The organism is Alteromonas sp. LOR, assembly GCF_000753865.1.
Taxonomy (GTDB): domain Bacteria; phylum Pseudomonadota; class Gammaproteobacteria; order Enterobacterales; family Alteromonadaceae; genus Alteromonas.
Window position 1 is genome coordinate 511,498 of record NZ_JQFW01000015.1, and the last position, 19,407, is coordinate 530,904.

A 19,407-nucleotide genomic window follows, 5' to 3' on the forward strand; every position below is an offset into this window, starting at 1 on the left:
AGAAAATAAATAGCAGGGGTAGTAATGGGTACTTTGAAGATAATTGCGGGCACAGTATATGGAAATGCTCAGCATGTGGCCGAGCAGGTAGAAGAGAATTTGGCCGAGCAGGGTGTTGATTGCGAGCTAGAGAGCGATCCATCAGTTGAAGATTTTACTGATGCGGATGCAATATTAGTTATTACGTCTACCACTGGGCAAGGGGATATCCCGCCTAATTTAGAGTTTGTATTTTCAGACTTAAAAGACGATTCACCACTGCTAAAAGATAAGCCCTTTGCAGTAGCTGCACTAGGTGACAGCAGTTATGGTGAGAGTTTTTGTGGCGCAGGCAAACAGTTTCAGGCTTTATTAGTAGAGCTTCAGGGAACGCCAGCGGCAGAACTTCTCGAAGTAGATGCAATGGAGACGTTGGAGCCAGAAAAAGACGTAATCGATTGGGTGAACAGTATTAAAGACAAGCTAATCGCATAAAATTAGATGGGCCTTTAACAAATGCAAGGTCGTAAAAATAAAAAAATGGCGCTAACTGGTTAGCGCCATTTTTATTTGTAGTTCGATATTCTTAGCTTAGCTTTAGTACTAGCTCTGCTTTAGCACCAGCTCTGCTTTCGCAATAACTAGGTGTGTTATTCAACGCCGCGTAAAAGCGCATTAATGCCAACTTTCGCACGGGTTTTCGCGTCTACTTTTTTCACAATAATAGCAGCGTAAAGGCTATATTTGCCGTCAGCACTTGGCAGGTTTCCTGAAACCACTACCGATCCTGCTGGAACTCGGCCGTAGTGAATTTCCCCTGTTTCACGGTCGTATATACGAGTACTTTGACCAATATACACACCCATAGAAATTACCGCACCTTCTTCAACAATAACGCCCTCAACAATTTCAGAGCGGGCTCCGATGAAGCAGTTGTCTTCGATGATGGTTGGGTTTGCTTGCAATGGCTCCAACACGCCGCCGATGCCTACGCCACCAGAAAGGTGAACGTTCTTACCAATTTGTGCACATGAACCAACGGTTGCCCATGTATCAACCATTGTGCCTTCATCCACAAATGCACCAATGTTGACGTACGATGGCATTACCACCGCATTTTTACCCACAAAGGTACCAGTACGAACTGCCGCTGGCGGCACAATACGCGCACCGTCAGCAACGAATTGCTCGTTGGTGTAGTTGGTATACTTAAGAGGCACTTTATCAAAGTATTTGCTCTCGGCACCGTCAATCATTTCGTTGTTATGCAAACGGAAGAAAAGCAATACCGCTTTTTTCAACCACTGGTGAACTACCCATTCCCCAGCAATTTTCTCTGCTACTCGAGCTTTGCCGCTATTCAGTAATGAGATAGCTTCTGCAACGGCATTTCTTACCTCATCAGGTGCTTCATTTGGGCTGATGGCATCGCGATTTTCGAAGGCGTCTTCAATAATGGATTTCAATTCATTCATGGTATTGTAATATCTTCAAGTTGGTCGAGTTTAAACAAAATCTGCTTCTTCAAGCTGACTTGTTGTTCTTGGGTTAATGCGGTGCCAGCCTCGTTGCTGACGATGAAAATGTCTTCGGCGCGTTCGCCAATAGTGGCTATTTTAGCAAGTTTTAATGTCATATTCGTGTCGACAAACGCGTGGCCAATTTTAGCCAAAATGCCGGGCGCGTCCAGTGCTTCAAGCTCAACCAGAGTGGCTTCGTCGTGTAAGTTAAAAAAGCGCACTTTAGTTGGTACGTCTAATTGTCGCATTTGACGAGGCAATTTGCGCTTGTTTTCGTGAGAACGCCCTGGTTTTTCAAGTTGTGTTGATACTGCCTTTTCTAGCGACGAAATACGAGAGTCGGATGAAAGGCGAGTGCCATCATTTTCAAGAACTATCATACTGTCGAATACGTAACCGTCTCGAGTAACGGTAACGTGGGCATCGTGAATTGAGCAGTTTCTGCTATCAAGTACCGAGGCAACCTGTGCAAACAGGGCCTTTCTGTCTTTACCATAAACGAACAACTCAGTGCCACCTTTAGCGCTGTTGTCATTCGCCCGTACAAGCAAGGCTTCGTTGTCTGGAGTAAGCCAGTCATCTTGTGCCGTGATAATTTCTTCTGTATGCCACGCAACTTGAGTGGGTTTAAAGCGCACAAAGTAATCGTCGTCTAATCGTGCCCACAGCGCATCAACGGATACCGGATCAACGGCGCGCTCTTGCAATATCTGTCGTGCTTGGTGTTTATGTGTCGCAACGCGTTCATTAAGGGTCACCTGACACTGCAAGCCATTATCTAGTGCTTTTTGCGTCATCAGGTATAGCTCTCTGAGCAATGAGGCTTTCCAGTCGTTCCACAAATTGTCATTGGTAGCACGAATATCAGCAAGGGTTAGCGTGTAAAGTAAGTTTAAATGATTATGGCTTCGAATAGCTCCTGCAAATTCACTGATTACATCCGGATCGTAAATGTCTCGTCGTTGAGCCACCACCGACATCAGTAGGTGATTTTCTACTAACCAGGCTATCATTTCGGCATCATCTGAGGGCACATTATGAAGCTCGCAAAACGTGGCGACATCTTTTGCGCCAAGTTTGGAATGATCGCCATTTCGACCTTTAGCTATATCGTGAAAGATTGCGGCAATATACAGTACTTCTGGTTTATCGAGGTTGCGACAAATGCGCCCGCATCGAGGAAAATCTTTATTTTCTTTCGAGAAGAAATAATTGACCTGTTTAACGAGTCTGTGCGTGTGCTCGTCAACGGTATAGGCGTGAAACAAATCGAACTGCATCATACCCACAATGGTATCCCATTCAGGCAAATAGGCTTGAATAATGCCGTATTGATGCATGATGTCCCAGCCGAAGTTGAAGAAGTCTGGTTGCTTCATTAACATCATGAACTTTTCACGACATGCAGGTCGTTCTACGTAGTAATCACTTTCAAACTCTCTATGCGCATTGCGCAGCTGTCGAATGCATATGGTACTGAGGCCTTTTACTTCCGGGGTATTCGTCACTAAATTTAGAAAGTCGAGAATTGCTTCAGGTGTTGAGAACACGCGCTCGTGGCGCGGCGATATCATATAGTCGAGTAATTCAAAGTCTTCATTGATGATGGCGCTGTGCTGAACACTTTGATTCAACATATCGTACTTAAAGCGCTGAAGCAGCATCTGATTGAGCTCGGTCACTCTTGCCACTGTACGGAAAAAGTCACGCATCATCTTTTCTACAGACGACTTGCCTTCTTCGCCATATCCCATCATTTCTGCCACATCGGGCTGATAGTCAAACAGAAGGCGGTTTTCGCTTCGCTGTGCAACTAAATGCAGTGCGCAGCGCATTTTCCAAAGGTGCATCCGACAGGCTATTAGCTCGCTGTGCTCTTGCTCCGTAAAGTAACCGTGACCAACTAAATTCCAGCCGTCATATTCTTTAAAGTGCTTTTTGGCCACCCAACCAATCGATTGAATATCACGCAAACAGCCGGGGTTTTCTTTAATATTCGGTTCAAGGTTATAGGCAGTGCCGTTAAACTTTGCGTGACGCCTTTTCTGTTCATCGTATTTTGCAGAGAAAAAGGCCTTGCTGCTCCAAGAGTTTCTGCCGTTAGCCTCTTCCCAGAGTTTTTCAAACGTTTCTTCGCTTCCAATTAATAAGCGACTTTCCACAAGGTTAGTGGCAATGGTGATATCGTCTTTTGCTAGCTTCACCGTTTCTTTTAAGGTTCTTACCGACTGCCCTACATCAAGCTTGATATCCCACAGTAAGGTGATGAAGAGACCGACTTTCTCTTGAGCATCAGCACTGAGCTTCTTTTTACTTACAATAAGCAAGTCGATGTCTGAGTGAGGTTGAAGATGACCGCGGCCATAGCCACCAACAGCGCAAAGTGACAGGTCGTTAACCGCATCTAAGCCGAATAATTTCCAAAGGTGGCAAAGAAGTGCGTCAACAAAGTGCGCTCTTCCGGTAACCAACTGATTTACTGGGGTGCTATCAAAAGATTGAGTTATCCATTCGTAGCTTTTTTCTACACAGGCCTTAATAGTAGGAACGTCATCAACAGCACCTATGGTATCGATTTCTTGAATAAGAGATTGGAGCGTCAAATTGCACCTTTTTCGGACGTCTAACAAACACCCCTGACTTTATCATGAATTAATATCAATTCGCACCTGTGAATAAATGCATATTTTAGGTTAAATTGTGAATATTTATGGAAAAATGTTATAGCGTTAGCGTTAGCGTTAGCGTTAGCGATAGGTAGAGCATGACATTAACAGGACGAGTGAGTGAAAGAGGTTATGCGTGAAGTTTGTATAAAGCCGCGCTAGCCATTGCTACAGAATTCATAACAATGGGGGCGCGGCTGCAAGGGATAGCGCTTAAAAATTAACGGCAACCTTGATTAGCTGTGAGAAATGGTACGCGGAAGGGTTTCTTCATCGCGAAGTGTTAGCACTTCGACACCGTCTTCAGTCACCAATAAAGTGTGTTCCCACTGCGCACTCAGGCTCCTGTCTTTAGTCACTACGGTCCATTGGTCTGGAAGAACTTTTGAATAGCGTTTACCAGCATTCACCATAGGTTCAATGGTAAAACACATGCCTGGTACAAGTTCTTCACCTGTCCCCGGCTTGCCGTAATGTACAATCTGCGGTTCCTCATGGAAGCTCGAGCCAATACCGTGGCCACAATATTCTCTCACAATTGAATAGTTATGCGCCTCTGCATGGGTTTGGCATATATGACCAATATCGCCTAAACGCATGCCGGGCTTAACCTGCTCAATCGCCTTATACAGTGACTCTTGCGTTACGCGAATTAAACGCTCCGCTAGAATAGTAGGCTTACCCACGACAAACATTTTTGATGTATCGCCGTGATAGCCGTCTTTAATAACGGTAACGTCGATATTAATAATATCGCCGTCTTTCAGCTTTTTGTCCGAAGGTATGCCGTGACAAATACAGTGATTAACCGACGTACATACAGACTTTGGAAAAGGCGGTTGCCCGTAATTCAACGGAGCAGGAATAGCCTGCTGCTCATTGACGATGTACTCATGACATATCGTATTGAGTTCATCCGTAGTCACTCCTTTTTTTACATGGGGAGTGATCATGGTTAATACGTCTGCCGCTAGTTTTCCAGCCACGCGCATTTTTTCGATTTCATCAGGGGATTTGATAATTGCTGCCACAACGCCTCTCAATAGTCGTGTTTAGTTAATGACAATATTCTACGCAGTATATCACCAATAAGACCGCTTTTGGATAAGCAAGAGCACAAAGAGACAGCTTAAAGAAAGAAGAAAGAAAAATTGAAGAGAGGAAATGCCCCTGAATATGGGCTCAAAACTTGAGAGTGAACTGTGGTTATGGTATAAAGCGCGCGCCCTGACGGAAAGCCTATTTTTCTTTGCGAAAAAAGCCGCACGTTAGAGGGTATATTCTTTTATTAAAACACACATATACCGACACTTGTTATCGGGGTGTCCAAGCTAACTCGCGTTGGCAAGGATCGATACAAGGGGTATGTGGAGGCCTAACCCCAAGAGGAAAATAAAATGGCTAATGTTTCTATGCGTGACATGCTGAAAGCCGGTGTGCATTTCGGTCACCAAACTCGTTACTGGAACCCAAAGATGAAACCTTACATCTTTGGTGCTCGTAATAAAGTTCATATCATCAACCTTGAAAAAACAGTTCCACTTTTCAACAACGCGTTGAACTACATCTCAGGTGTTTCGTCGAAGAAAGGTAAAATCCTTTTCGTTGGTACAAAACGTGCCGCTGGCGATGCAATCAAAGATGCTGCAGTAAAATGCGACCAGTTCTACGTAAACAAGCGTTGGTTAGGTGGTATGTTGACTAACTGGAAAACAGTTCGTCAATCAATCAAGCGTTTGAAAGAGCTTGAGCAAAAGAGCCAAGACGGTACGTTTGAAAAGCTAACCAAAAAAGAAGCATTAATGCTTCAGCGTGAAATGGATAAGCTTGAAAACAGCCTTGGTGGTATCAAAAACATGGGCGGTCTTCCAGACGCGATCTTTGTTGTAGATGCAGACCACGAGCACATTGCAGTTACAGAAGCACGTAACCTTGGTATCCCTGTTGTTGGTGTTGTAGATACTAACTCTAACCCAGATGGTGTTGATTACATCATTCCTGGTAACGACGATGCTATCCGTGCTATCCAACTTTACTTGGACGCTGCTGCAGACGCTATTAACTCAGGTCGCGAAAGCAACCTTGAAGTACAAGCTGAGCAAGACGATTTCGTAGAAGCGGCAGAGTAATTCTGACTGCTCGCTGCCTTGTAAAAGGTGGTGACATATTGCGAAACGTAATGAGAGGGGCGAGTCGCCCCTTTTACCTAACGAATTTATATTTATTGCTGAGGAATTGAAAAATGGCAGTGACTGCAGCACTAGTTAAAGAACTGCGCGAACGTACAGGCGCAGGTATGCTGGATTGTAAAAAAGCCCTGGTTGAGACGGATGGCGATATTGAACTAGCCATCGAGAACATGCGTAAATCAGGTCAAGCAAAGGCAGCTAAAAAAGCAGGCCGTATCGCAGCTGAAGGTGTAATCCTTACTAAAGTTGAAGGTGGTCGTGCGACTATGCTTGAGCTTAACTGCGAAACTGACTTCGTAGCACGTGATGAAAGCTTCCTTAAGTTCGGTAACGACTTACTAGAAGTCGCATCTGCGAACAACATTAACGACATCGAAGCGCTTAACGACGCAGAAATGAACGGCGTTAAAGTTAGCGACGCTCGCGACACGCTTGTAGCGAAAATTGGTGAAAACATTTCTCCACGCCGCGTAATCAACGTTGAAGGTGACACGCTTGGCGGTTACGTTCACGGTGGTCGTATCGGTGTTATCTCTATCCTTACTGGCGGCAGCGAAGAGCTAGCTAAAGACGTGTGTATGCACGTTGCAGCTGCAAGCCCGCAGTACGTTAAGCCTGAAAACGTTCCGGCTGAAGTTGTTGAGAAAGAGAAAGAAATCCAAATCGACATCGCAATGCAGTCTGGTAAGCCAGCTGACATCGCTGAGAAAATGGTTGCGGGTCGCATGAAGAAGTTCACTGGTGAAGTGAGTCTTACTGGCCAACCTTTCGTTAAAGATCCATCTATCACCGTTGCTGAACTTCTAAAGAACAACAGCGCTGATGTTATCAACTTCGTACGTTTTGAAGTAGGTGAAGGTATCGAGAAGAAAACTGAAGATTTCGCAGCAGAAGTAGCTGCGCAAATGGAAGCGGCCAAGAAATAATTGAGCGTTTTTCTTTTGCATTCAGTGAATGTCAGATAAACTAAAAGCACCTCTTCGGAGGTGCTTTTTTATAGCTGAATCTCTTTCTATTACTGCGGTTTCGCGATAGTGTGAGTCGTCGCTGTAATGATAAGCGCAGCGGTAATGGCAAGTAGTATGCAGAAGTAGTATGCGACAAAACCACTTATGCAAACGCATAAACATATCAAAATGAGCTAAAGCGATTTGTTCTATATTTTTTCATGCAGTTGCATGTCGTTAAAATGTATAGCACAAACCGGGTTTACGAGGACATATCGAATAATGAGTATCACACCAAAATCAGCATATCGACGCATTCTATTAAAATTAAGCGGTGAAGCCCTTATGGGTGAAGAAGGGTTTGGTATAGACCCTAAAGTGCTTGATAGAATGGCACAAGAAATTAAAGAGTTGGTTGAACTAGGCGTTCAAGTGGGTCTTGTAATTGGTGGCGGTAACTTATTTCGCGGCGAAGGTTTAGCGAAGGCAGGTATGAATCGTGTTGTTGGCGACCACATGGGTATGCTCGCTACAGTGATGAATGGCTTAGCGATGCGTGACGCGTTGCACAGAGCATTTGTTAACGCACGTATGATGTCAGCTATTCCATTGAATGGCGTTTGTGATGCTTACAACTGGGCCGAGGCTATTAGTCTGTTAAAATCGGGTAGAGTCGTTATCTTCTCAGCGGGTACAGGCAATCCGTTTTTCACAACAGACTCTGCGGCGTGTTTACGTGGCATCGAGATTGAAGCTGACGCCGTGTTGAAAGCAACAAAGGTTGACGGTGTTTACAGCGATGACCCGGTTAAGAATCCAGACGCTACCTTGTACGACCAACTCAGTTATAATGAGGTATTGGACAAGGAACTAAAAGTAATGGATTTGTCAGCATTTACCCTAGCACGTGACCACAGCCTCCCAATTCGCGTTTTCAATATGAATAAGCCTGGTTGTCTTAAACGCGTAGTGATGGGCGAAAAAGAAGGCACGATAATCAGCCACGCTGGCAATGATAAATAAAGAAACATAGGACATATAATCGTGATTGATGAAATTGAATTAGATGCGCAAGAGCGCATGGAAAAAAGTGTTGTTGCCCTGAAAGGCCAGTTTAGCAAGATACGCACTGGGCGTGCACACCCAAGTCTGCTTGACGGTATCATGGTGCCATACTATGGCGTAGATACACCGCTGAAGCAGGTTGCAAACGTTATTGCAGAAGATAGCCGTACGCTAGCGCTAACGGTTTTCGATAAATCAGCTATCCAAGCCGTTGAAAAAGCAATCATGCAGTCTGACTTGGGATTAAACCCAATGAGTGCAGGTGGTTCTATTCGTATTCCTCTTCCCCCATTAACGGAAGAGCGAAGAAAAGATCTTATCCGCGTTGTGCGCAACGAAGCGGAAGGCGGACGTGTTGCTATTCGAAACATTCGTCGTGATGCGAATGGCGACATAAAAGATTTACTAAAAGAAAAAGAAATTAGTGAAGACGAAAGTCGCGCTGCTGAAGAGAATATTCAGACAATCACTAATGAGATTATTAAGAAAGTTGACAGCATGCTTGCTGACAAAGAAAAAGAACTCATGGAAGTATAAGTTAGTATCATGATTGGAAAGCGTTTAAACGCAGCCAAAAAGACTAACGTAATAGGGCCAGCACCAGTTGCTGGCCCTAAACACGTGGCTATCATTATGGATGGCAACGGTCGATGGGCGCAAAAGAAAGGGAAGATTCGTACTTTTGGTCACAAAGCAGGTGTTGAGTCTGTTCGTTCTGTAGTGCGGTTTGCTAGGCAAAACGCCATTGAATCACTCACACTGTTTGCCTTTTCCAGCGAAAACTGGAAGCGACCAGAAGAGGAAGTGAGCGTGTTGATGGAGTTGTTTAACCTCGTACTTAACAGTGAGGCAAAGCGACTGCACAAAAACGGCGTTCGGCTTCAAGTTATTGGCGATTTAAGTGCCTTTGACACAAAGTTGGTAGAAAAAATTCGCAAAGCCGAAGATATGACCAAAAACAATGCCGACCTAGTGCTTAATATTGCAGCAAACTACGGCGGGCGTTGGGATATTGTTAATGCTGCTCAGCAATTAGCTAATCAAGTGAAAGAGGGTAAGATACACGCAAGAGATATCGATGAAGCGATGTTTACTGCACATACCTCTACCGCAAACCTACCCGAATTAGACCTCCTTATCAGAACTGGTGGCGAGCACCGCATAAGTAATTTCCTATTATGGCAATGCGCTTACGCTGAGCTTTATTTCACCGATGTACTGTGGCCAGATTTCAACGAAGATGTATTTCAGCTCGCTGTAGACGATTTTAATGTTCGTCAACGTCGTTTCGGTCTCACCGGTGAGCAGGTTATCGTTTCCGATGATTAGGTTTACTCAGGCGATTATCGGACTCGTCCTGAATAGAAAAGCCAAGGGCAAATTATGCTAAAACAACGAATAATAACCGCATTAATTCTTGCGCCACTTGCGCTGTACGCCATTCTATTCTTACCAATATTCTGGTTTGAGATTGCTATAGCGGGCGTTGTAGGTATCGGTGCTTACGAATGGGCAGCCATGGCGGGTGTCTGTGAAAGACCTAAAAAACTGCTCTTTATGGCAGGTGCATTTGCTATTTGTATAGTGCTTTCGTTTATTGTTGATGCCAGTGTCATCTGGTACCAAGGGCAATTGCACAGCCTGTATACGGGTATTCTCAGCGTGGCTGCTGTGTGGTGGATTGCGTCATTGGCAATGGTGCTTGCCTATCCAAAGTATTCTAAATTTTGGCGCGACAGCAGGGTGGTACGAACGGTATTTGGTTTACTTACCCTCATTCCTACATGGGTTGCGGTTATCGCGCTTCGCACAAGCTTGCACGATGTAGACCCTTTCTATGGCGCCTCACTTATCTTTTATGTATTGGGTATTGTGTGGGCTGCTGACATTGGCGCGTTTTTTGTGGGCGTTAAGTTTGGTCGTCATAAATTGCGTCCTAACGTATCACCGGGTAAAAGCTTAGAAGGCTTATTAGGTGGTATTGCTGCGTCGTTTGCTATTATTGCCTTTGCCGCACTGCATTACCAAGTTGAACCGTCGCGTATCTGGCTTCACCTTGCAATCGGCGGAATTACGGTGGCAGTATCAGCGTTAGGCGATCTTAACGAGAGCATGCTAAAGCGTTGTGCGGGCATTAAAGACAGTGGCAAGATTTTACCTGGGCATGGTGGAGTCTTAGACCGTATTGACAGCTTAACAGCTGCGTTTCCTGTTTTCGCGTTTTGCTATGTTACTTGGATGGCGTAATGGAGACGGTAACGGTATTAGGGGCCACAGGCTCCATTGGTTGTAATACACTTGATGTTATTAACCGCCATCCAGACAAATATCGCATTTTTGCTATCACTGGCAACACGCAGTTATCTTTGCTTATGGAGCAGGCGAATAAATGCTCGCCCCGTTACGTGGTCATTGCTGACCCTTCAAATTACGACGATGCTTTACAACTAGCTAAGCAACATAATGTTGAAGCAGAAATTCTATGCGGCCAGCAGGCCTTAGAAGATGTTTCAAGCGCGCCAGAAGTCGATGCTGTGATGGCGGCAATTGTCGGTGCTGCAGGTTTGCTGCCCACCATGGCCGCGGTAAAAGCGGGAAAGCGTGTATTGCTTGCCAATAAAGAAGCATTGGTTATGTCCGGAGCGCTCTTTATCGATGCGGCGAATAAAAGCGGTGCGCAAATTCTGCCTATTGATAGTGAACACAACGCTATTTTCCAATGCCTACCCCATGATTATACCTACGGCGATTTAGCGGCCTCCGGTATTGCAAAAATATTGCTTACTGGCTCTGGCGGACCGTTTAGAGAGCGAGCGTTAGACTCCTTTGGTAGCATTACTATCGATGAGGCTGCAACTCACCCTAATTGGTCCATGGGCAGAAAGATTACTATCGATTCAGCCACCATGATGAATAAGGGGCTTGAGTTTATTGAGGTATGTTGGCTATTCGGTGTCAATGCCAGCGATATTGATGTTGTTATTCACCCGCAAAGCATTATTCACTCAATGGTGCAGTACGTTGATGGTTCGGTGATTGCCCAAATGGGGAATCCGGATATGCGCACGCCCATTGCTTACGGCTTAGCACATCCTCAGCGAATCGACGCTGGTGTCAAGCCGCTAGATTTCAAAAGCTTAGCCGACTTCAGCTTCCACACTCCGTGCTTTGAACGATATCCAAATTTGAAGTTGGCAATAGACGCTTGTCAAGAAGGGCAGTGTGCAACGACCAGCTTAAATGCAGCCAATGAAGTTGCAGTAGCGCACTTTTTAGAGGGGCAAATTGCTTTTTGTGATATTGCAAAAGTCAACGAGGCGACACTCAATGCGCTGTCTATGGTTGAGATGACGTCTATTCAGCAGATATTGGAGCAAGACGCATTGGCTAGAACCAAAGCGAACGAATTAATTCGAGGTAAATTTCAGTGCTAGCATTTTTTTGGAGTCTGGGTGCATTCATTCTTGCTCTCGGTATTCTTGTTGCCGTTCACGAATGGGGTCACTTTTATGTGGCGCGAAAATGTGGGGTGCAGGTAGAGCGTTTTTCCATAGGCTTTGGCAAGCCGATTTGGCGCAAGTTGAGTAAGTCAGGTACAGAATATGTAATTGCCATGATCCCACTTGGCGGATACGTGCGGATGCTTGATGGGCGAATTGACGATGTCCCACCTGAACTTGAGAATAAAGCCTTTAACAACAAAACCGTATTGCAACGTATGGCCATAATTGCTGCGGGCCCAGGCGTTAATTTTATATTTGCGTTTTTTGCGCTCTGGCTAATGTACATAGTAGGTCTAGAGACGGTTAAGCCAATAGTTAAAGCGGTAGAACCTGACAGTATTGCTCACATGGCAGGTGTGCAACCAGGCGATGAAATTATCAATATTGACGGGCGAAACACGCCAGACTGGGAAGCTGTTAACTTAGAGTTAGTGTCAAATATTGGCGGTGACAATACCGTAGTTACCGTTAGAAATTCATCGAATACAGAAAAAGAACTCATATTTACACTGGATACTTGGAACTTTGACCCAGATATCGAGTCTCCTTTAAGCAGCTTAGGATTGACGCCATTTCGCCCAAATCCAACTTTAACCGTTGGTTTTGTAGGCGATGATAGTGCAGCGAAGGAAGCGGGGCTTTTGCCTGGTGATAAAATCGTTGCACTTAATGGTAATAAGCTTGCATCGTGGAATGCGTTAGTTGATGAAGTTGTTGAAAGTCCTGGAGAGGTTATATCTCTTGTTATTGAACGGGATGGACAGCAACAGACGCTACGTGCCACGATAGCGCGCCGTGATACACCACAAGGGCAAAGTGGGTATCTTGGCGTGAGCCCAACGTTTGAGTCTTGGCCAGAGGGGTATGTGTTTACGCATCAATATGGCATTATAGAGGCTATTGGGACAGCGCTAGATAAAACATGGCGCTTAATGACACTCAGTGTCGAAATGATAGGCAAATTACTCACTGGCGATGTGTCAGTTAAAAATTTGAGTGGGCCTATCTCAATTGCTCAAGGAGCAGGTACAAGCGCTGGTTATGGGCTTGCATACTTCTTGAGTTTTCTAGCCTTAATAAGCGTAAATTTAGGCATTATAAATTTATTACCCCTGCCCATGCTTGATGGTGGTCATTTGATGTTTTTTATCGTTGAATGGATCACTGGCAAGCCTGTGCCCGAAGCGGTGCAAGAATGGGGTTACCGAATAGGTGGCGTGCTTCTGTTTATGATTATGGGTATCGCTATTTTTAACGATATTGCTCGCATAACCTGATGAATATCAGGAAGTACAAAACAGCAAATATGAAACGCGGCCAGGAAAAGAAAAATAGATGAAGTTAAAACAGTTAGTAGCAGCCGGAGTTATTCTTTCCAGTGCTAGCTTTGCCAATGCTGCGGCGCAAAACAGTGAATTCGTAGTACAAGACATTCGTGTTGAAGGTTTACAACGTGTAGCACTTGGTGCGGCGTTAACTTACTTGCCTGTGCAAGTAGGTGATGAGCTAAATACATTCCGTGTAACTCAGCTTATCCGTTCGTTATATTCTTCAACTCACTTTGAAAACGTTGAGATATTGAGGGATGGCAACACACTCGTTGTGCGCGTGTCTGAACGTCCAACCATCAGTAATATCATTTTTGAAGACAATGACGACATCAAAGATGAGCAGCTGCAAGAAAGCTTAGATGGAAATGGCATAAGGATTGGTGAACCCCTAGACAAAACCGTATTAACCTCTATTGAGAATGGTCTTAAGGATTTCTTCTACAGTATCGGTAAATATAACGCTGACGTTACCGCCATTATTACGCCTCTACCGCGTAATCGTGTGGATCTAAAGCTTCTTTTCGAAGAAGGGGACGCAGCGGAAATAGAACAAATTAACATTGTTGGAAACGAGCTGTTTTCAGATGAAGAGTTGATGGAGTCGTTTGAACTTCAATACGACACCCCTTGGTGGGATTTCTTATCTGAAACCCGTTATCAGCAGCAAACACTGCAAGGTGATATGGAATCGTTGCGCAACCACTACCTCGACCGTGGTTACCTGCGCTTCAATGTAGATTCAACGCAGGTCTCTATGACACCAGAGAAAAGCGGTATCTACGTAGCCATGAACGTGTCTGAAGGTGAGCAATACACCATTTCAGAAGTAGAGCTTGTGGGTGATGTTCTCGGACACGAAGAATATATTGAGCGTGTACTGCCGTTAACACCTGGTGAGCTTTATAACCAAGGTGAAGTGACTTACACAGAAGAATTCATCAGCAAATATCTTGGCCGATTTGGCTATGCCTATCCAACGGTAACTACCGTGCCTGATATTAACGATGAAGACAAAACGGTGAAACTGACATTGTCTGTCGACCCGGGTAAGCGCATCTACGTTAACCGTATTAAATTTAACGGAAACGTAGTTACCGCCGATGACGTACTGCGCCAAAATGTAAGTCAGATGGAAGGCACGTGGTTGTCAAATAGCCAGCTTGAGGTGTCAAAAAGCCAGCTATCTCGTCTTACTTACATGGAAAATGTAGAGTTTGAAACAGTACGAATTCCTGGCTCAGAAGATAAAGTAGACGTTAACTTCAACGTTAAAGAGCAGCCTTCTGGTTCATTTAACGCGGGTATCGGTTACGGCGACAGAACGAAATTGAGTCTGCAAGCGGGTATTCAGCAGGATAACTTCCTAGGTACTGGTAAACGCGTGGGCCTTAACCTAAGCACGGTTTCTTATCAGAAGTCAGCGCAAATAACCTATAACGACCCTTACTTCACCATCGACGGTATCAGTTTAGGTGGAAGTATTGGTTACAGCGAATTTGATGGTTCAGACTTTAACGTTATCCAGTACAACTCGAAGCGCTGGTCTATTGGTGCAAATATTGGTTACCCGATAAACGAAGTAAACCGTATTAACTTCGGTCTAACCTATAGCAATGTTGAACTATTTAACCGTGGTTTCTACGAGCAAACCGAACGCTTCTACAATCAATTCCCAGATGGAAACGATCCAGATGCAGCGGTAAAATATGACAGCTACCTTGCAAGTGTGAGTTGGAGCAGAGTTACCTTAAACCGTGGCTTGTTCCCAACTGCAGGTTCATCGCAGCGCGCTTCATTTAGTGCTACAACGCCTAACTCTGATGTAACATACTTTAAATCTGTGTTTGATGGTAAGTGGTATTTTCCACTGTCGCGTAATAATCGTTGGTCTTTCTTAGCTCGAGTTCGCTTAGGGTACGGAAACGGCTATGGCGACATAAACGGCAATGAACAAATTCTTCCGTTCACAGAAAACTTCACCGCGGGTGGTGCAGACTCACTACGTGGGTTTGAAAACAACACCGTTGGCCCAAGAGGTTTACTGGTATCGTCACCTGGTAATATAATAGGCCCAGACGGCGAAGCGTTCCCAACGGATCCGGCTGACGCGGTTATATCGTGGTCTAGACAAAGTCTAGGTGGTAACGCAATGGCACTCGGTGGTATTGAGCTTATTGTTCCAACACCGTTTGTTGAAGCTGACATGGACAACTCGGTAAGAACAAGTTTGTTTGTGGATGTGGGTAACGTATGGGATACTGAATTCGATTACGAAAGATTCAGACAGTTGAACGTTAGCCCGAATCAGCAGGGTGAGCTATTGGACTATTCAGACTGGACTCTGTATCGTAGTTCGGCAGGTTTATCGGTTCAGTGGGTTTCTCCCATGGGGCCAATGGTATTCAGCTTCTCTAGAATGATCCAAGAGCGTGATGGTGATGATGCGAGATTCTTCACTTTCAACATTGGTCAAACTTTTTAGATACGTTTTTAATTAGAAAAGCGGGCTCGCACTTCGTGTGTCCCAAACAAGAAGATACAAAAAGGAGTTCCCTTTGAAACAGTTGGTTAAACATATCGTTGCAGGTGCAATGCTAAGCAGTGCACTAGTCAGTACGTCAGTAATGGCAGAGCAGAAAATGGCCGTGGTAGACGTGCAAGGTATTTTCCAAGCTATGCCTCAGGCTGCAGAGTTGCAAAACGCAATTCAATTAGAGTTTAAAGATCAGATTGAAGAAGTTAATCAGCTTCAACGTGACGGTCAGTTCTACGCAGAACGCCTTCAGCGCGATGCAGCAACTATGAGCGACTCAGAGAAAAAAGAACTAGAACAAAAGATCTTATCTGTTCGTGAAGAGTTGTCTCAAAAAGGTCAGCCACTTCAGCAAAACATTCAGCGTCGTAGCAACGAAGAGCGTAACAAGCTGCTAGGTCTTATCAAACAAGCAATCGATACAGTAGCGGCGAAACAAGGTTATGACCTTGTACTTAACGCTGGTGCGGTAGCCTTTGCTAAAGAAGACCACGACCTGTCTGAGCAAGTATTAGAACAGGTTAGCAAAGCTAACTAAAAACATTGCCAAGGCGGGTAGTGTGCAACAATTTATCAGACCAACAACCGAAAGGTGTTGGTCTGATTTGTTTTTTGCGTTTAACAGCGTATGGTTGCCGCCGAATTTAGTTTTACGGCGAGTTTGACCATAAATCAGTTGCTAGGTCATGCTTGATTACAGGAGAAAGTTCTTGACCAATTCACTTAATACCATCGAAATACAGGAAATAATGGCACTATTGCCACATCGTTATCCTTTTCTGTTAGTCGATCGCGTCACCGATTACGTCCTTGGCGAGTCAATCAAGGCGTATAAAAATATTACGATTAACGAACCGTGTTTTACCGGTCATTTTCCAGGCCAGCCCATTTTTCCAGGCGTGCTTATTCTTGAAGCGATGGCGCAAGCGGCAGGTGTACTTGGTTTTAAAACCATGGGCAAAAATGACAGTCTATACTTGTATGCAGGAATTGATAACGCCCGCTTCAAGCGCCCGGTAGTGCCTGGTGATAAACTAGACTTTGACGTGGCGTTAGTGAAAGAAAGAAGAGGGATCTGGAAGTTTAAAGGTACTGCAACCGTCAATGGCGATTTAGTATGCAGTGCAGAATTTATGTGTGCGATGAGAGAGATAGCATAACGTGATCCATCCTACTGCGGTAATTTCAGAGAGCGCTACCATTGGTGAAAATGTCACTATTGGTCCATTTTGTGTGGTCGACGATAATGTAACTATTGGCGATGGTTGCATCTTGAAGTCGCACGTAGTTGTTCGCGGTACAACGCGAATAGGCAAAAATAACAAGTTCTTTCAGTTTTCGTCTATTGGTGAGGACTGCCAAGATAAGAAGTATGCAGGCGAGCCCACCGAACTCATTATTGGCGACGACAACGAATTTCGTGAAGGTGTTACTGTCCATCGCGGTACCGTGCAGGACGAAGGCGTGACCATTATCGGCTCTCGCGGCTTGTTTATGGTTAATGCCCATATTGCCCACGACTGTGTGCTCGGCGACGACATCATTGTCGCTAATAACTGTGCAATTGCAGGCCATGTTCACATGGATGATTTTGTTATTGTTGGTGGCGCAGTGGGTATTCATCAGTTCTGCAAAATTGGAGCTCATGCCTTTTTAGGTGCTGGCGGCATTATTTTAAGAGACGTTCCGCCGTTTGTTATGGTGAGCGGTCACAAAAATATTCCTCAAGGCATTAATTCAGAAGGCCTTAAGCGCAGAGGTTTTGAAAAGGACGAAGTGCTTGCGATAAAGCGCGCATACAAGGTAATTTATCGTGCTGGCAATACCATTGAAGAGGCCATCGACGCGTTAGAAGCACCCGCTAACGATCACGAGGGTGTGGCGCGAATGGTAGAGTTTCTTCGCCATGCTGAGCGAGGCATAATTCGATAGTCATGAAAACGCCATTACGAATTGGCATGGTTGCCGGAGAGCCTTCCGGGGATGTATTGGCCGCTGGAGTGGTCGCTGAACTAAAGCGCCAATACCCCGATGCAGTTATAGAGGGTATTGGTGGCCCTAATATGCAGGCCCAAGGTTTTAACACATTATTTGACATGGAAACGCTGTCGGTAATGGGCCTTATCGAAGTATTGTCCCATCTTCCTGCCATCCTAAAAGTGAAAAAGCAGCTGCTCGCCCACTTTGAGCAGAACCCCCCAGACATATTTATTGGTATAGATGCACCAGATTTTAATTTGCGTGTGGAAAAGACGCTTAAACAGCGGGGTATAAAAACCCTTCACTATGTCAGTCCCACTGTGTGGGCATGGCGAGAGAAACGTATTCACAAAATTGCGAATGCAGCGAGCCGCGTGTTGGGTTTGTTTCCTTTTGAGCAAAAGGTATACGATAAATATCAGGTTCCCTATACGTTCGTTGGTCACACTATGGCGGATACCATCGCTTTAGTGCCGGATCAGTCTCTTTCTAGGGCTACGTTGAATATTGCAGCTGACAAGCCTGTTTTGGCGGTGTTGCCTGGTTCACGGCGAGGCGAAGTTGATACCTTACTGCCCGTTTTTTTGGACACTATGGAAGCTATCCACAATAAGCGTCCCGATATCCAATTTGTCATTCCTGCTGCTAATGAACACCGTTTAGTACAAATTGAAGCGTTTTTAGCGCAGGCTGATGATGCTCAATCGCGACTCCCTATCCACATCACGACAGGTACTGCCCGTGATGCCATGATTGCCAGTGATGTCATACTCTTGGCCTCTGGCACAGCAACCTTAGAAGCCATGCTGTGTAAGCGGCCCATGGTTGTTGCGTATAAACTGGCTCCGCTTACCTACAAAATTATGCAGCGCATTTACAAAGCGCCGTATTTTGCCTTGCCTAACTTACTTGCTAACGATGCAATTGTTCCAGAATTACTTCAAGAGGACGTAAACGCTGAGAATATGAGCAATCAATTATTAGGTTTCTTTGAAAGTGACAATTCTGCACTTATTTCCCGTTTCACCGAACTCCACCATACGCTAAAATGTGACGCTGACAAAACAGCTGCAAAAGCGGTAGTGGAGGAGTTACTTGGATAAATTAATAGCCGGTGTGGATGAAGTAGGTCGCGGACCTCTCGTTGGTGATGTGGTAACCGCTGCCGTTATCTTAGACCCGTCAAACCCTATTGAAGGGCTAAACGATTCAAAAAAACTCAGCGAAAAAAAACGCATTGTATTAGCTCAAGAAATTCGAGAGAAGGCACTGTATTGGAATATAGGTCGTGCTAATCCAGCTGAAATCGACAAGTTAAATATCCTGCACGCAACCATGTTAGCGATGGTGCGAGCTGTGGAAGGACTTCCCGTTACACCTGATTTTGTGCGCGTTGATGGCAATCGGTTGCCTGCATGGAATTACTCATCTGAAGCGGTTGTGAAAGGTGATAGCCTACATCAAGAAATATCCGCGGCGTCGATTATTGCAAAAGTAGAGCGTGACAATGATATGTTGGCTCTGCACGAGGCTTTTCCTCAATACAACTTTGCAGGTCACAAAGGTTATCCCACTAAAGCACATTTTGCGGCACTGGCCGAGTTTGGTGTGTTAGATTGCTATCGAAAAAGTTTTAAGCCGGTAAAGGCGTTGCTAACAAATAACAATTAAAACGCTGCTAGCGCACAGTAGTT

At 45.0% G+C, this 19,407-nt stretch carries 18 protein-coding genes; 15 read left to right on the forward strand and 3 right to left on the reverse strand.

Annotation, left to right across the window (positions count from 1 at the left end):
• The first annotated feature begins 24 nt into the window (after positions 1–24).
• Positions 25–474 carry a flavodoxin domain-containing protein gene (locus JV36_RS0107575; RefSeq protein ID WP_032094341.1) on the forward strand — a complete coding sequence of 150 codons (450 nt, stop codon included), beginning with the start codon at positions 25–27 and terminating at the stop codon, positions 472–474.
• A gap of 155 nt (positions 475–629) precedes the next feature.
• Here the strand turns inward: JV36_RS0107575 and dapD are convergent, their stop codons facing one another.
• The 3 genes from dapD to map all read right to left on the reverse strand — a co-directional run bounded on the left by dapD (position 630) and on the right by map (position 5,196).
• Positions 630–1,454: a 2,3,4,5-tetrahydropyridine-2,6-dicarboxylate N-succinyltransferase gene (gene dapD, locus JV36_RS0107580; RefSeq protein WP_032094342.1), complete on the reverse strand. Its 825-nt coding sequence runs from the start codon at positions 1,452–1,454 to the stop codon at positions 630–632.
• Positions 1,451–4,102, reverse strand: a complete 2,652-nt coding sequence (gene glnD / locus JV36_RS0107585; protein ID WP_032094343.1) for a [protein-PII] uridylyltransferase — start codon at positions 4,100–4,102, stop codon at positions 1,451–1,453. Before glnD ends, dapD begins: the two co-directional genes overlap by 4 nt.
• A gap of 299 nt (positions 4,103–4,401) precedes the next feature.
• Entirely contained in the window at positions 4,402–5,196 is a 795-nt protein-coding gene (gene map, locus JV36_RS0107590) for a type I methionyl aminopeptidase (protein WP_032094344.1), read from the reverse strand.
• Between the two features lie 366 nt (positions 5,197–5,562).
• Here map and rpsB point away from each other — a divergent pair, with 366 nt between their 5' ends.
• The 14 genes from rpsB (at position 5,563) to rnhB (ending at position 19,384) form a co-directional block, all read left to right on the forward strand.
• Complete coding sequence (gene rpsB, locus JV36_RS0107595; protein WP_032094345.1) at positions 5,563–6,294, forward strand: 30S ribosomal protein S2; 732 nt, start codon at positions 5,563–5,565, stop codon at positions 6,292–6,294.
• 113 nt (positions 6,295–6,407) lie between these two features.
• Positions 6,408–7,280 (forward strand): translation elongation factor Ts, encoded by an 873-nt coding sequence (gene tsf, locus JV36_RS0107600; protein WP_032094346.1) that lies wholly within the window; start codon positions 6,408–6,410, stop codon positions 7,278–7,280.
• 303 nt (positions 7,281–7,583) lie between these two features.
• Positions 7,584–8,324, forward strand: coding sequence for a UMP kinase (gene pyrH / locus JV36_RS0107605; protein ID WP_032094347.1), 741 nt, complete (start codon positions 7,584–7,586; stop codon positions 8,322–8,324).
• A gap of 21 nt (positions 8,325–8,345) precedes the next feature.
• Positions 8,346–8,903, forward strand: a complete 558-nt coding sequence (frr, locus tag JV36_RS0107610) for a ribosome recycling factor (protein WP_032094348.1) — start codon at positions 8,346–8,348, stop codon at positions 8,901–8,903.
• 9 nt (positions 8,904–8,912) lie between these two features.
• Complete coding sequence (gene uppS / locus JV36_RS0107615) at positions 8,913–9,695, forward strand: polyprenyl diphosphate synthase (protein ID WP_081926558.1); 783 nt, start codon at positions 8,913–8,915, stop codon at positions 9,693–9,695.
• A gap of 54 nt (positions 9,696–9,749) precedes the next feature.
• On the forward strand, positions 9,750–10,613 hold the full coding sequence (locus JV36_RS0107620) for a phosphatidate cytidylyltransferase (protein WP_032094349.1): 864 nt from the start codon (positions 9,750–9,752) through the stop codon (positions 10,611–10,613).
• Entirely contained in the window at positions 10,613–11,800 is a 1,188-nt protein-coding gene (gene ispC, locus JV36_RS0107625; RefSeq protein ID WP_032094350.1) for a 1-deoxy-D-xylulose-5-phosphate reductoisomerase, read from the forward strand. The genes JV36_RS0107620 and ispC overlap by 1 nt, the downstream gene beginning before the upstream one ends.
• Positions 11,794–13,146: a sigma E protease regulator RseP gene (gene rseP, locus JV36_RS0107630; protein WP_032094351.1), complete on the forward strand. Its 1,353-nt coding sequence runs from the start codon at positions 11,794–11,796 to the stop codon at positions 13,144–13,146. Before ispC ends, rseP begins: the two co-directional genes overlap by 7 nt.
• Before the next feature lie 58 nt (positions 13,147–13,204).
• Positions 13,205–15,682: an outer membrane protein assembly factor BamA gene (bamA, locus tag JV36_RS0107635; protein WP_032094352.1), complete on the forward strand. Its 2,478-nt coding sequence runs from the start codon at positions 13,205–13,207 to the stop codon at positions 15,680–15,682.
• Between the two features lie 73 nt (positions 15,683–15,755).
• Positions 15,756–16,271, forward strand: coding sequence for an OmpH family outer membrane protein (locus tag JV36_RS0107640; protein ID WP_032094353.1), 516 nt, complete (start codon positions 15,756–15,758; stop codon positions 16,269–16,271).
• A 172-nt stretch (positions 16,272–16,443) separates the two neighbouring features.
• Positions 16,444–16,893: a 3-hydroxyacyl-ACP dehydratase FabZ gene (gene fabZ, locus JV36_RS0107645; protein ID WP_032094354.1), complete on the forward strand. Its 450-nt coding sequence runs from the start codon at positions 16,444–16,446 to the stop codon at positions 16,891–16,893.
• Position 16,894: 1 nt separating this feature from the next.
• Positions 16,895–17,665, forward strand: a complete 771-nt coding sequence (gene lpxA, locus JV36_RS0107650) for an acyl-ACP--UDP-N-acetylglucosamine O-acyltransferase (RefSeq protein WP_032094355.1) — start codon at positions 16,895–16,897, stop codon at positions 17,663–17,665.
• 2 nt (positions 17,666–17,667) lie between these two features.
• A complete protein-coding gene (gene lpxB, locus JV36_RS0107655) occupies positions 17,668–18,816 on the forward strand; it encodes a lipid-A-disaccharide synthase (RefSeq protein WP_032094356.1) in 1,149 nt (382 codons plus the stop codon).
• Positions 18,809–19,384 carry a ribonuclease HII gene (rnhB, locus tag JV36_RS0107660; protein ID WP_032094357.1) on the forward strand — a complete coding sequence of 192 codons (576 nt, stop codon included), beginning with the start codon at positions 18,809–18,811 and terminating at the stop codon, positions 19,382–19,384. Before lpxB ends, rnhB begins: the two co-directional genes overlap by 8 nt.
• Positions 19,385–19,407: the final 23 nt, after the last annotated feature.